Annotated in this window: 14 protein-coding genes; 2 read left to right on the top strand and 12 right to left on the bottom strand. The window is 66.2% G+C overall.

The annotated features are described in order from the left end of the window. Positions 1-37 precede the first annotated feature (37 nt). The 7 genes from A5634_RS26220 to A5634_RS26195 all read right to left on the bottom strand — a co-directional run bounded on the left by A5634_RS26220 (position 38) and on the right by A5634_RS26195 (position 6,239). On the bottom strand, positions 38-670 hold the full coding sequence (locus A5634_RS26220; protein ID WP_065146940.1) for a dTMP kinase: 633 nt from the start codon (positions 668-670) through the stop codon (positions 38-40). 97 nt (positions 671-767) lie between these two features. After that, complete coding sequence (gene ahcY, locus A5634_RS26215; RefSeq protein WP_065146939.1) at positions 768-2,240, bottom strand: adenosylhomocysteinase; 1,473 nt, start codon at positions 2,238-2,240, stop codon at positions 768-770. A gap of 104 nt (positions 2,241-2,344) precedes the next feature. Continuing rightward, positions 2,345-2,950, bottom strand: a complete 606-nt coding sequence (alkX, locus tag A5634_RS26210; protein WP_065146977.1) for a TetR family transcriptional regulator AlkX — start codon at positions 2,948-2,950, stop codon at positions 2,345-2,347. A gap of 41 nt (positions 2,951-2,991) precedes the next feature. Further along, a complete protein-coding gene (locus tag A5634_RS26205) occupies positions 2,992-3,174 on the bottom strand; it encodes a rubredoxin (protein WP_036353246.1) in 183 nt (60 codons plus the stop codon). A gap of 20 nt (positions 3,175-3,194) precedes the next feature. Continuing rightward, positions 3,195-3,359 (bottom strand): rubredoxin, encoded by a 165-nt coding sequence (locus A5634_RS27820; protein ID WP_081290670.1) that lies wholly within the window; start codon positions 3,357-3,359, stop codon positions 3,195-3,197. Then, on the bottom strand, positions 3,356-4,615 hold the full coding sequence (locus tag A5634_RS26200) for an alkane 1-monooxygenase (RefSeq protein WP_065146938.1): 1,260 nt from the start codon (positions 4,613-4,615) through the stop codon (positions 3,356-3,358). The genes A5634_RS27820 and A5634_RS26200 overlap by 4 nt, the downstream gene beginning before the upstream one ends. Before the next feature lie 112 nt (positions 4,616-4,727). Continuing rightward, a complete protein-coding gene (locus A5634_RS26195) occupies positions 4,728-6,239 on the bottom strand; it encodes an APC family permease (protein ID WP_065146937.1) in 1,512 nt (503 codons plus the stop codon). Between the two features lie 67 nt (positions 6,240-6,306). Between A5634_RS26195 and A5634_RS26190 the strand changes: the two genes are divergently transcribed. Further along, a complete protein-coding gene (locus A5634_RS26190) occupies positions 6,307-7,731 on the top strand; it encodes an FAD-dependent oxidoreductase (RefSeq protein WP_065146936.1) in 1,425 nt (474 codons plus the stop codon). Here the strand turns inward: A5634_RS26190 and manA are convergent. From manA to A5634_RS26170, 4 genes are read right to left on the bottom strand one after another with little or no spacing between them, the layout of a single operon-like run. Further along, positions 7,715-8,962, bottom strand: a complete 1,248-nt coding sequence (manA, locus tag A5634_RS26185) for a mannose-6-phosphate isomerase, class I (protein WP_065146935.1) — start codon at positions 8,960-8,962, stop codon at positions 7,715-7,717. The two genes, A5634_RS26190 and manA, sit on opposite strands and share 17 nt — an antisense overlap. 7 nt (positions 8,963-8,969) lie before the next feature. After that, positions 8,970-10,040 (bottom strand): TobH protein, encoded by a 1,071-nt coding sequence (locus A5634_RS26180; RefSeq protein ID WP_065146934.1) that lies wholly within the window; start codon positions 10,038-10,040, stop codon positions 8,970-8,972. Then, positions 10,037-11,434: a phosphomannomutase/phosphoglucomutase gene (locus tag A5634_RS26175; RefSeq protein WP_065146933.1), complete on the bottom strand. Its 1,398-nt coding sequence runs from the start codon at positions 11,432-11,434 to the stop codon at positions 10,037-10,039. The genes A5634_RS26180 and A5634_RS26175 overlap by 4 nt, the downstream gene beginning before the upstream one ends. A gap of 57 nt (positions 11,435-11,491) precedes the next feature. After that, a complete protein-coding gene (locus A5634_RS26170) occupies positions 11,492-11,980 on the bottom strand; it encodes a DUF3499 domain-containing protein (protein ID WP_216638764.1) in 489 nt (162 codons plus the stop codon). 146 nt (positions 11,981-12,126) lie between these two features. Between A5634_RS26170 and A5634_RS26165 the strand changes: the two genes are divergently transcribed. Further along, a complete protein-coding gene (locus A5634_RS26165; RefSeq protein ID WP_065146931.1) occupies positions 12,127-12,546 on the top strand; it encodes a metallopeptidase family protein in 420 nt (139 codons plus the stop codon). A gap of 14 nt (positions 12,547-12,560) precedes the next feature. Here the strand turns inward: A5634_RS26165 and A5634_RS26160 are convergent, their stop codons facing one another. After that, on the bottom strand, positions 12,561-12,908 hold the full coding sequence (locus A5634_RS26160; protein WP_065146976.1) for a WhiB family transcriptional regulator: 348 nt from the start codon (positions 12,906-12,908) through the stop codon (positions 12,561-12,563). Between the last annotated feature and the right edge of the window lie 74 nt (positions 12,909-12,982).

Raw genomic sequence — 12,982 nt, 5'->3', positions numbered from 1 at the left:
TTCTTCATTGATAAGGCCAAATCGGGGTAAAAGCGTGCTATTTACCCGTCACCTTGGCGGCCAGAGCACCCGAATCGACGTCTGCGTCGACCACGAGCCAGGGTCCACCCCACCCCGCGGCGGCCAGCTCGGCGTACACCGAACCGGTGCGCCGCTGCAGTCCGTCGTCTCGCTCGTAGCTGTCACGTGCTCGGCTCGGATCGCTTTGCGCCCGACTGTGGGCACGCTGCCCGGCCAGTTCGGCCGGCACCGCGAGCAGAATCTGCCAGTCGGGTGCCGGCAGCGCGAACCGTCCGTATTCCAGCCCGTGCACCCACGCCACCGATTCCCCGCTCGCGTCCTGGTGCAAGCGCGCCGCGCTGTAGGCGGCGTTGGAGGCCACGTAGCGATCCAGGATCAGCACGTCGTGCTCATCGGTTAGTCGCTCGATCTCTTCGACGGCCCCGGCCCGGTCGAGCGCGAACAACGTCGCCATCGCATATACCGAGTCGGCCAGGTCGCCATGCTGACCATGCAGTGCCTCGGCCGCTAGGTCGGCGGTTACCGACCGCCCGTAACGGGGGAACGCCAGCGTCGCCACCGACTTGCCGGCGGCGTTGAAAGCGACCTTCAACCCTTCGGTTAACGTCCGTTTGCCGGCGCCGTCGACGCCCTCGATCACGATCAGCACGGTGCCGCCCGTCGGCTAGCAGTCACGCGTGCGTGACGCTCGATGTCGACTGCCACGCTGGCGTGACGCTCGGCGACAGAGAGTGCGACCGACGGCGTCAGTAGCGGTAGTGGTCGGGCTTGTAGGGGCCCTCGACGTCGACGCCCAGGTACTCGGCCTGATCCTTGGTCAGCTTGGTCAGCTTGCCGCCGAGCGCCTCGACGTGGATGCGGGCCACCTTCTCATCAAGGTGCTTGGGCAGCCGGTACACCTCGTTGTCGTACTCGTCGTTCTTGGTCCACAGCTCGATCTGCGCGATCGTCTGGTTGGCGAAGCTGTTGCTCATCACGAACGAGGGGTGGCCAGTGGCGTTGCCCAGGTTCAGCAACCGGCCCTCGGAGAGCACGATGACCGAGCGACCGGTTTCACCGAAGGTCCACAGGTCGACCTGCGGCTTGATGTTGGTCCGCGTCGCGCCGGAGCGCTCCAGCCCGGCAATGTCGATCTCGTTGTCGAAGTGGCCGATGTTGCCCAGGATCGAGTGGTCCTTCATCGCCTTGATGTGGTCGAGCATGATGATGTCTTTGTTGCCGGTCGAGGTCACCACGATGTCGGCGTCGCCGATGGCGTCCTCGACGGTCACGACGTCGAAGCCCTCCATCATCGCCTGCAGCGCGTTGATCGGGTCGATCTCGGTGACCTGCACCCGGGCGCCCTGGCCCTTCATCGCCTCCGCGCAGCCCTTGCCGACGTCGCCGTAACCGCAGATCAGGACCTTCTTGCCACCGATCAGCGCATCGGTGCCGCGGTTGATGCCGTCGATCAGCGAGTGCCGGGTGCCGTACTTGTTGTCGAACTTGGACTTGGTGACCGAGTCGTTGACGTTGATGGCCGGGAAGGCCAGGTCACCGGCGGCGGCGAACTGGTACAACCGCAGCACACCGGTGGTTGTCTCTTCGGTGACACCCTTGACCGACTCGGCGATCTTGGTCCACTTGCCCTTGTCGGTCTCGAAGCGCCTGCGCAGCACGCCCAGGAAGACCTTCCACTCCGCGGGGTCGTCGTCCTCGGCGGGCGGCACCACGCCGGCCTTCTCGTACTGCATGCCACGCAGCACCATCATGGTGGCGTCACCGCCGTCATCGAGGATCATGTTGGCGGGCTCGTCCGGCCATGTAAGCATCTGCTCAGCCGCCCACCAGTACTCCTCGAGCGTCTCGCCCTTCCAGGCGAACACCGGAACACCCTTGGGCTCCTCGGGCGTCCCATGCGGGCCGACAACGACGGCGGCCGCAGCATGGTCCTGGGTCGAGAAAATGTTGCATGAGGCCCAACGAACTTCGGCACCCAGCGCGGTGAGGGTTTCAATCAGCACCGCGGTCTGGACGGTCATGTGCAGCGAACCCGAGATACGGGCTCCCTTCAACGGCTGCACCTCGGCGTACTCGCGGCGCAGTGACATCAGGCCGGGCATCTCGTGCTCGGCGATCCGGAGTTCTTTGCGGCCGAAATCCGCTAGCGACAGGTCGGCAACCTTGTAATCGATGCCGTTGAGGACGTCGGGGGTCAGCGAGATTTCGGACGTGGTCATAGGGTTGTCTCATCCTTCTTCGGGGACTCTGGCGAATCTGAGCAGGCGCGTGGGCCTAGATACTCTCTCGAGTCACTGTAGCGCCCGGTCGTATGCCGTCCTGGTCAGGGCACGTTGATGACGCCGTGACGCTCCGCGAACGGGGTCATCATCCTGGCCAGGTCCGCTGCCACGTCGTGGTCGGCCTCGGGCGGCATGGACACGTAGCTCAAGCACAACCGCACAATCGCCCGCGACAGGACATTGGCGTCGTCGTCGCTCGTGGCAAGCCACGTCTGGGTGAACGCCGTTGCCAGCCGCGCCGAGGCCCGGGTGATGATGGGCGCGCTGTCAGTGGTGATGAGTTGCAGCAGGTCGGGCTTGGCAACACCGCTCAACAGCGAGATGACCAGCGGGTCGGCCGCCGTCTCGGCGAAGAACGAGCGGAACCCTTGCAGGAACGACTCGTAGATGTTGCCGATGTTCGCGTCCAGTGCGGCCTTGACGGTGTCGACCAGTCGGTCGGCCAGGCGCAGCGCGTAACCCTGCGCCAAACCCTGCCGGGAGCCGAACTCGTTGTAGATGGTCTGGCGGCTGATGCCGGCCGCGCGGGCCACGTCGGACAAGGTGATGGCGGACCAGTCGCGGGTCAACAGGAGGTCCCGCATCGCGTCCAGCACCGAGTCCCGCAGTAGGGCCCGGGACGCTTCGGCGTAAGGAATCCGCTTCACAGGCGCGACAATATCTGTTTTCGTGGCGTAGTTGGTTCCGATCACGACCGTGCCACCTCGACCATCACGAAGTCCGACTTGGCCGCCCCGCAGTCCGGGCAACTCCAATCCTCGGGGATGTCGTCCCAGCGGGTGCCGGGCTCGATGCCGTCCTCCGGCCAGCCCAGCGCCTCGTCGTACTCGAAGCCGCATTGCACGCATTGGTAGAGCTTGTAGTCATTCATGGTTTTGCCTCTAACCTTTCTCAGACGGGTTCGAAATCGGGCTTTTCTCGGACGGCGCAGTCCGGGCAGCACCAGTCATCGGGGATCTGGTCCCAGCCGGTGCCGGCTGGAAAACCTTCTCGGGGATCTCCTGTTGCCTCGTCGTAGCGGTAGTCGCAGACGGGACACTTGTAGCTAGCCGTCACGCCGCCATCCCCTCCGGCGTGCCGTACTTGGCCAGCAGCTTCTCGCGCAGCCGGGGCTGCAGGTTGACCCTGGTGATGTCGCCGTCGTAGTGCTCGAGCACCCGGTGGTCCATCACCTTGCGCCACAGCGGCGGGAAGTAGGTCAGCGAGATCATCGACGCGTACCCGCTGGGCAGGTTGGGTGAGCCCTCCATGCTGCGCAGCGTCTGGTAGCGCCGCGTCGGGTTGGCGTGGTGGTCGCTGTGCCGCTGCAGGTGGTACAGGAACAGGTTGGTGACGATGTGGTCGGAGTTCCAGCTGTGCACCGGCGCGCACCGCTCGTAGCGGCCGTTCGCCTTCTTTTGCCGTAGCAGCCCGTAGTGCTCGAGGTAGTTCACGGCTTCGAGCAGCGAGAAGCCGAAGACCGCCTGGATGAGGATGAACGGGATCACTCCGACACCGAAGGCCGCGATCAGCGCGCCGAACAGCACCACCGACATCGCCCATGCGTTCAGCACGTCGTTGGACAGGTAGGTCCTGGGGTCCCACGGGCTCCTGCCGAGCCGGCGGATGCGCTGTGCTTCCAGGTGCACCGACGAGCGCGCGCTGCCGATGACGCTGCGGGGCAGGAATTCCCAGAACGTCTCGCCGAAGCGGGCCGAAGCGGGGTCCTCGGGGGTTGAGACGCGTACGTGGTGGCCGCGGTTGTGCTCGATGTAGAAGTGGCCGTAGCCGGTCTGGGCCAGGGTGATCTTGGACAACCAGCGCTCCAGCGAGTCCTTCTTGTGGCCCATTTCGTGCGCGGTGTTGATGCCGACGCCGCCGAGCACGCCGACCGAGAGCGCCACGCCGATCTTGCCCAGCCAGCCCAGTCCGCCCTCAGCGGCCGGGAAGCCGAGCCAGCTCAGGTTCGGGGTGGTGAACAGGTAGGCGCCCAGCACCACGCTGGCGTATTGGAACGGGATGTAGATGTAGGTGCAGTAGCGGTAGTACTTGTCGTTCTCGAGCCGCTCCATCACCTCGTCGGGGGGGTTCTGGCCGTCCGGACCGAACCGCAGGTCCAGCAGCGGCAGCAGGATGTAGACGAGCAGCGGCCCGATCCACAACGGAACCTGCGCGCCGGTGTGCCAGCCGAGCTGGTTAAGACCCCAGACGACGGGCAGCATCACGAACAACGCCGTCGGGGCGATGAGTCCCATGAGCCACAGGTAGCGCTTCTTGTCGCGCCACTCGGTTGCTGGTACGCCCGCGTTCTCCGGGCTGATTTGTGTGGTCATACGCCAAACCTCCTTGTGTGAGTCTTACCACTTGAGGTTGGACATTACGGCAGTCCGCGTCTCATGTCTAGACACAATACGCTATTTTGTAAACGGATTATCCAAAAACGCCTTACGTGTCTACTTTGGCGCTGAAGTCTTCCGGGGCGTCCGGAGTCTGCGGATGCTGCGCCCGCCGGCCCTGCACCGAGTGCCGCCGGCCGTACCCGAAGTAGATCGCCACGCCGATCACCAGCCAGACCGCGAACCGAACCCAGGTCAGCGCGGTCAGGTTGAGCATCAGCCACAGGCACGCACACACCGAGGCAATCGGCAGCAACGGAACCCAAGGCGCCTTGAAGCCGCGCTCCAAATCGGGGCGCGTCCGGCGCAGGACGATCACACCGGCCGACACCAGCACGAACGCAAAGAGCGTGCCCACGTTGACCATCTCTTCGAGCTTGTCGATCGGGAACACCGAGGCTGTCAGCGCTATCGCGACCGCGACCAGCACGGTGATGCGCACCGGCGTGCCCCGCTGTCCGGTCTTGGCCAAAGTGCGCGGCAACAGCCCGTCGCGCGCCATCGCGAACAGCACCCGGCACTGTCCCAACATCAGCACCATCACCACGGTGGTCAGGCCGGCCAGGGCTCCCACCGAGATGACGCCGCTGGCCCAATGAATCCCGTTCGCCCTGAACGCGGTGGCCAGGTTCGTCGAATGCGAACCCACGGTCTTGAGTTCGGTGTAGGACACCATGCCCGAGAGCACGATCGACACGGCGACGTAGAGCACCGTGACGACCCCCAGCGAGGCCAGGATCCCGCGCGGCACGTTGCGCTGCGGGTCCTTGGTCTCCTCAGCCATCGTGGCCACGATGTCAAAGCCAATGAACGCGAAGAACACGATCGAGGCGCCCGCGAGTACGCCGTACCAGCCGTAGTGACTGCTGCCGGCGCCGGTGAGCATCGACAACACCGACTGGTCCAGTCCGTTGCCGCCGTGTTGGGTCTCCGGTTCGGGAATGAAGGGGTGGTAGTTCTCCGCCTTGATATAGAAGGAACCCACGATCACGACCAGGATGACCACCGCGACCTTGATAGCGGTCACCACCGCGGAGAACCTCGACGACAACTTGGTACCCAACACCAGCAGAACCGCCACCGACGCGACGATCAGCAGGGCACCCCAGTCCAGGTTGAAACCTTGCAGATGCACGATGCCGCCGGCGAAGCCGAATACCGTGCCCAGATAGCTCGACCACCCTTTGGCGACGACGGCCGCCCCGATCGCCAGTTCCAGGACCAGGTTCCAGCCGATGATCCAGGCCAGGAACTCACCGAAGGTCGCATAAGAGAAGGTGTATGCGCTCCCGGCAACCGGCAGGGTCGAGGCGAATTCGGCGTAGCACAGCGCCGCCAGGGCGCAGGTGGCCGCCGCAATCAGAAACGAGATCCAGATGGCCGGGCCGGTGATGTCGCCGGTGGTCGACGCGGTCACCGTGAAGATCCCGGCCCCGATCACCACCGAGACACCGAAGACCACCAGATCCACCCAGGTCAGGTCTTTGCGGAGCCGGGTACTCGGCTCGTCGGTATCGGCAATCGATTGTTCGACCGATTTCATCCGCCAGCGACCGGTCATGGACCCGCCCCTTTCCCGCCGTGAGTCGGCACCCTTGTGACGGCACAGTACTGGGTACTCTGCGTGGATGGTGGGGAGCGCAGCGAGCAAAAATCATGCGGTAGTGATAGGGGCGAGCATCGCCGGGTTGTGCGCGGCCCGGGTGCTGTCCGACTTCTATTCCAAGGTGACGATCTTCGAGCGGGACACCCTGCCGAGCACCCCGGCCAACCGCGCCACCGTCCCGCAGGACCGGCATTTACACATGTTGATGGCCCGCGGCGCCAACGAGTTCGAGAGCCTCTTCCCCGGCCTGCTCGACGACATGGTCGCCGCCGGCGTGCCCAGACTGGAGAACCGGCCGGACTGCATCCACCTGGGTGCCGCCGGACACGTCCTGGGCACCGGCCACACGCTGCGCGACGAGTTCACCGCCTACGTGCCCAGCCGACCACACCTCGAGTGGCAGATCCGGCGCCGTGTCCTGGACATCGACAATGTGCAGATCGTGCAACGGCCCGTCGCCGAGCCACGATTCGAGCCGGCGCTGGAACGGGTGACCGGGGTGCTGTTAAACCCCGAGCCGGGCGCAACGCCCGACCAGGCCAGCCCCGAGTTCGTTGCCGCCGATCTGGTGGTCGACGCCGCCGGTCGCGGCACGCGGTTGCCGGTGTGGTTGACCCAGTGGGGATATCACCGCGCACCCGAGGCGACGGTGGACATCGGGATCAACTACGCCACCCACCAATTCCGCATACCCGAAGGCTTGATCCGGGAGAAGGTGGTGGTCGCCGGCGCCTCCCACGACCAGTCACTGGGCATGGGCATGCTGTTCTACGAGGACGGCACCTGGGTGCTGACCACCTTCGGCGTCGCGAACGCCAAGCCGCCGCGCACCTTCCCGGAGATGATCGCACTCGCCAAACAATTGCTGCCGGAACATTTTCATGCCGCGCTGAGCCGCGCCGAGCCCGTCGGCGAGCCCTCCTACCATGCCTTCCCGGTCAGCAGATGGCGCCGCTACCACAAACTGGATCGCTTCCCGGCCGGCATCATCCCGATCGGCGACGCGGTGGCCAGCTTCAACCCGACCTTCGGGCAAGGCATGACGATGACATCACTGCAAGCCGGCAACCTGCGCCGAGCGCTCGAGGCTCCGGACGGAGATCTGGCCGCCACGCTCAACCGGTTCACCGCCAAGACCACCTTCCCGGTTTGGATGATGAACGCCATCGGGGACGTCGCCCTGCACCACGCCACCGGCCACCCCGAACCACGTTGGTGGCGACCCGTCGGCTCGTTGTTCGACCAGTTCCTCGGGGCCGCCGAAACCGAACCCGTTCTCGCTGAATGGTTTTTGCGCCGGTTCTCGTTGTTGGACAGTCTCTATATGGTTCCGCCGGCGAAGTTGGTCGGCCGCACGATCGCGCACAACATGCGACTGTGGATGCAGGAGCGCAGGGAACTGCGCGGACGCAGTAAGGAAAACCAGCCGGTTACAAGCCCACGGTAGCCCGGAACAGCTTGGCCGGTTGCTGCGCGGACAGCCGGATCGGGCCGTCGTCGGCGCCCACCCAGGCGGCAGCACCGCGCTCGAGATAGACCGACTCCGATTTGCCGTGCACGGTCAGTGCCCCTTCCGCACACAACAGAATTTGCGGACCTTGGCCATCGGTGACGCGCGAGTCGTGGCTTGATGACGCGTCGACCTCGTGGCCGAGGTGGTCGCCATCTAGAACGAAGAGGGTGACCGCGAATTCGTCGGCCGGGGTGTCATAAACCAGGGCCAGCCCGTCGCGACGGACTGCCGGTCGCAGTTCGGATTCGGCGGTGGGCCGGAAATCCAGCACCCGTAGAAGTTCCGGTACGTCGACGTGCTTCGGCGTGAGGCCGCCGCGTAATACGTTGTCGGAGTTGGCCATGACTTCCAGTGCAAAGCCGCGCAGGTAGGTGTGCAGGTTGCCGGCGGGCAGGAAGATCGCCTCGCCGGGGGCCAGCGTGATCCGGTTGAGCAACAGCGCCGCCAGCACCCCGGCATCACCGGGGTAACGCTCACCGAGCTCCAGCACCGTTTTCACCTCGGCCGCGAATTCCGTTGCCCCCGAACTGATGTAGTGGATGGCGCCATCGAGCACGGCAGGCACCAACACGTCGATGTCGGGCTGGGGCGCGGTGATCCAGGTGGTGAACAGCGCACGCAGGCCATCCGCATCGGAGCCGCCGCTCAGCAAATCGATGAACGGGTCGAGGTCGGACACCGCGAGTGCCTGCAACAGCTCGGTGGTACGAGATGCCTGACGAAAACCCGCCAACGCCTCGAAGGGCTGCAACGCCACCAGCAGCTCGGGCTTGTGACGGGTGTCGCGATAGTTGCGAACCGGCGAATTGACCGGAATGCCCAGTCGCTCTTCACGTTGAAACCCCTCGACCGCCTGCATGGCACTCGGGTGGGCCTGCAGTGACAGCGGCTCATCGGCGGCCAGCACCTTGACCAAGAACGGCAGGACATCGCCGAAGCGGGCGCGCGATGCCGGACCGAGCTGCCCTTCCGGATCGTCGGTCAGCGCGGTCAGCAACGACGTTTCGCCGTCGGGGGTCTCCAGCCACGCAGGGTCGCCGGGGTGCGCGCCGAACCAGAGTTCGGCTTCGGGATGCGCCGCCGGTACCGGCCGCCCGGTGAACTCGGCGATGTCGGTGCGGGATCCCCAGGCGTACGTCCTTAACGCTCCGCGTAGCAATTCCACCGTCTATCTATCCCCGTGTCAGTCGCAGGTAAACCGCGGCCATTTCCAGCCGAACGGCCAATACTGCCAGTTGCTGCTCGGCGCGTGCCCCGGCGGTCTGCGCCGCCGGTACATCCGGCACATCCTCGGCCCCCACCAGGTAAACGTCGTCGAGACCGGCTACCCGGGCGGCCACCACAGTGCGCTCGTCGGCCAGCGTCAGGGCCAGCACCCGCAGCCGCTGCGGCAGCGGCCCGTCGATCTGCTCGTCGTGGAACAGCGCCTCGGTGGGATCGGCAAACCCGGTCGGGCCGGCCCGCAGAGCCGCCACCGCGTCGGTTAACCAGGCCGCCGCGACGGCCTGCTGGGCGATCCGCAACAGCACCGAGCTGCCGTGCCGGGCCAGTGCCAGCGTCGCCGCGCAGTCGCCGGCCAGCGCGCTTTCGCTATCGGTCATGCGGGTGGCCAAGGTCTTGGCCGGGTTGGTGAACAGATCTCGCGCGGCGCTGTTGCGCAATGCCTCGGCGTCCAGCTCGTCGGCCAGTGCCGCCAGATCGATACGCAGCCGAGGGTCCACGGCTTGCAGGATCGCCAGGCCCGCCGCCAAATACCGGCACAGTCCGAACTCTTCGGGCACCCACAGCCGCGGCGGCAAAGCGGCCACGCGACCGGCGGTGGAGTCACGCAGTGGACCCTCGTACGGCGCCACCACGACCACCCGCGCTCCCCTGCGCACTCCCGTCGCGGCCGCGCCCACCAACGCGGGATCGCCCGGGTCGTCGCCGGCGACGACCAGCACGTCGAGCGGACCGACCCAGGGGGGCGCCTCGGTGACCAGGGCGATCGGTTCGGCGACCGCCGTGGCCAGCGTCGAAGCCAGCAGGCTGCCGGCGGTTTCGGCGGTGCCACGCCCGGCCACCCAGATCACGCTGCGCACCCGGTCCTCACCGCGCAGCGAATCCAGTTCGCCTTCGTCGGATGCGGCGGCCACGGTACGCACTTGCGCGCCGGCCATCGACGCGGCCCGCAGCAGGCCGTCCCGGTCGGCGGCGATCAGGCCGTCAGCGTCTTCGAGATCGACGGCCCCGACGGTATTCACGGCGGCCCGCCCCCGGATTGATGCGCCGCGATTTCGGCGCTGACTTGCGCCACGATCGCGTCCACATCCTCGATGCTGCGCCCCTCCACATTCAGGCGCAACAACGGCTCGGTGTTGGAGCTGCGCAGATTGAACCAACTGTCATCGCCGAGGTTTGCCGTGACCCCGTCCAGATGGTCGATGGACTGGATACGGCCGGCGAACGTCTTCAATACCGCGTCCACGCACGCCGTCGCATCGTCGACGGTGAAGTTGATTTCGCCCGACGATTCGTAGCGTTGGTAGTCGGCGGTCAACTCCGAGAGCGGTCGGTCCTGCTCACCGAGTGCGGCCAACACGTACAGCGCGGCCAGCATGCCGGAGTCGGCGCCCCAAAAGTCTCGGAAGTAGTAGTGCGCCGAATGTTCCCCGCCGAAGATCGCCCCGGTCTCGGCCATCAGCGCCTTGATATAGGAGTGCCCGACCCGCGAGCGCAGCGGTGTGCCGCCACGCTCGGTCACCAGCTCGGGCACCGCTCGCGAGGTGATCACGTTGTGGATCACGGTGGCACCGATCTCCCGGCTCAGCTCCCGTGCGGCTACCAGGCTGGTCACCGTCGACGGCGAGACGGGCTCACCGCGCTCGTCGACGACGAAGCACCGGTCGGCGTCGCCGTCAAAGGCCAGGCCGATATCGGCGCCGGTTTCGCGCACGTAGTTCTGCAGATCCACCAGGTTCGCCGGGTCCAGCGGGTTGGCCTCGTGATTGGGGAATGTCCCGTCCAACTCAAAGTACAACGGCAGCAACGTGATCGAGTCGATCACGCCGAGCACGGCCGGGGTGGTGTGCCCGGCCATGCCGTTGCCGGCGTCCACTGCCACCCGCAGCGGACGCAAATCGGCGGTGTTCACCAGCGAGCGCAAATAGACCCCGTAGTCGGCCAGCACGTCCTGGTCGGTGACGGAGCCGGGCGACCCGGTGTGGCCATTGGGAACCCCGGCAATCAGATCCTCGCTGATGATCGTCAGCCCGGTGTCCTTGCCGACCGGTTTGGCACCTGCCCGGCACAGTTTGATGCCGTTATACGCAGCCGGGTTGTGGCTGGCGGTGAACATCGCCCCGGGGCATTCCAATAGGCCTGAGGCGAAATACAACTGGTCGGTGGAGGCCAACCCGATGCGCACCACGTCCAGACCCTCACCATTGACGCCGTCGGCGAACGCGGCCGCCAGCGACGGTGAGCTGTCACGCATGTCGTGACCGATCACCACCCGGCGGGCGCCCTCGTCTCGCATCAGTCGGGCGAAGGCGGCGCCGACGTCGGCGACCAGCGCTTCGTTGATCTCTTCGCCAACCAGACCGCGTACGTCGTAGGCCTTGATGACACGGTGGACAGCCTCAGCGGGCCACGACATTCTTCGGCGCTCCTGACGACCTGGATGTTCGACTCTTGGCCGCCAGCCTATCGAGGTCTACTCAGCAGGATCGGGCAATACCCGCAGATGCCCACGGCGGCGTCCAGAGCGATGCTCGGGCGGGGCCAGCAACCCGCCGCTGGGCGCGGTGGCGTGGGCACCCGCCGGCTGCAAGTGAGCGTCGGCGGCGCCGCCGGCGCGCGGGACGTCGTCGAAGCCGTCGGTGGTAACGAAGCCGTTGACCATCGCGCCGAGTCCGCCGGCCCGCGCGATGCCCGACCCGCCCTCGCGCACGGCGTCAGCTAACGCCACAAGTTCGTCGTCCTCGTCGGGATGGCTGGGCAACGGCCCGGCGTGGCGCACCAGCTCCCAACCGCGCGGCGCGGTGATGCGTCCGGCGTGGTTGACACACAGATCCCACGAGTGCGGTTCCCGCACGGTAGCCAGCGGGCCGACCACCGCCGTCGAGTCCGAATAGACGAACGTCAACGTTGCCACGGCATAGTGCGGACACCCGGGCCGGCAGCAGCGTCGGGGTACGTTCACGTTCGAAAGGCTATCGTGCGCAAACGCCGTCCAAGCGCCGGACACGCGCATCGGTGGGCGCGATGTGTAACCGTTACCATCGGCGCGTGAGCGGGGACAGATCGGCAGCGACACCCGGTCGGCCGGGACGCCGCCGGGGCCGCGATATGCGCGGTCCGTTGCTGCCGCCGACGGTCCCCGGCTGGCGCACCCGCGCCGAGCGGTTCGACATGGCGGTCCTCGAGGCCTACGAACCCATCGAGCGGCGTTGGCAGGAGCGGGTGTCGGAACTCGACGTCGCGGTCGACGAGATCCCGCGCATCGCGGCGCGCGACCCGGACAGTGTGCAGTGGCCGCCAGAGGTGATTGCCGACGGGCCGATCGCGCTGGCCCGGTTGATCCCGGCCGGAGTCGACGTCCGCGGCAACGCCACCCGGGCGCGAATTGTCTTGTTCCGTAAGCCAATCGAGCGACGGGCTAAGGACACCGTCGAACTCGGCGATTTGTTGCATGAGATCCTGGTGGCCCAAGTGGCCATCTATCTGGATGTGGAGCCTTCGGTCATCGACCCGACGATCGACGACTGATCAGAGCTGATTGCTCAGATAATCCCGCGCTTGAGGCGCCGACGCTCCCGCTCGGACAGGCCGCCCCAGATGCCGAACCGCTCGTCGTGCGCCAAGGCGTACTCGAGGCACTCGTGCCGAACCTCGCAGCCCAGGCAGATCTTCTTGGCCTCACGAGTGGAGCCACCCTTCTCAGGGAAGAAGGCTTCGGGGTCGGTCTGTGCGCACAGCGCCTTGTCCTGCCACTGATCGGCCGGAACTTCTTCCGGCAGCAGCGGCTCGGGCTCAAAGGCGGGCACATCGGGGACCACGCTCAAATGGGGACGGACGTGCGCCGTCGGTGTCACATCCGACCCGGCAACGGTGTGCGGTGTGCTTCCCATTACGCCCCGAAGGTACTCATAGGACATGCCTCCGCCTCCTCACTAATAGAGAGTGAAATGGTTTCCCACTGTTC

This window comes from Mycobacterium asiaticum (assembly GCF_001673365.1).
In the GTDB taxonomy this organism is placed as follows: domain Bacteria; phylum Actinomycetota; class Actinomycetes; order Mycobacteriales; family Mycobacteriaceae; genus Mycobacterium; species Mycobacterium asiaticum_A.
Note: the sequence above shows the minus strand (reverse complement) of the source record. Positions and strands in the feature narration are given on the sequence as shown.

Coding starts and splice junctions, on each gene's coding strand:
- ahcY (WP_065146939.1), bottom strand. CDS start 2,240: ATGACCACGTCCGAAATCTCGCTGACCCCCGACGTCCTCAACGGCATC.
- A5634_RS26205 (WP_036353246.1), bottom strand. CDS start 3,174: ATGAATGACTACAAGCTCTACCAATGCGTGCAATGCGGCTTCGAGTAC.
- A5634_RS26200 (WP_065146938.1), bottom strand. CDS start 4,615: ATGACCACACAAATCAGCCCGGAGAACGCGGGCGTACCAGCAACCGAG.
- A5634_RS26195 (WP_065146937.1), bottom strand. CDS start 6,239: ATGACCGGTCGCTGGCGGATGAAATCGGTCGAACAATCGATTGCCGAT.
- A5634_RS26190 (WP_065146936.1), top strand. CDS start 6,307: ATGGTGGGGAGCGCAGCGAGCAAAAATCATGCGGTAGTGATAGGGGCG.
- A5634_RS26175 (WP_065146933.1), bottom strand. CDS start 11,434: ATGTCGTGGCCCGCTGAGGCTGTCCACCGTGTCATCAAGGCCTACGAC.
- A5634_RS26165 (WP_065146931.1), top strand. CDS start 12,127: ATGCGCGGTCCGTTGCTGCCGCCGACGGTCCCCGGCTGGCGCACCCGC.
- A5634_RS26160 (WP_065146976.1), bottom strand. CDS start 12,908: ATGGGAAGCACACCGCACACCGTTGCCGGGTCGGATGTGACACCGACG.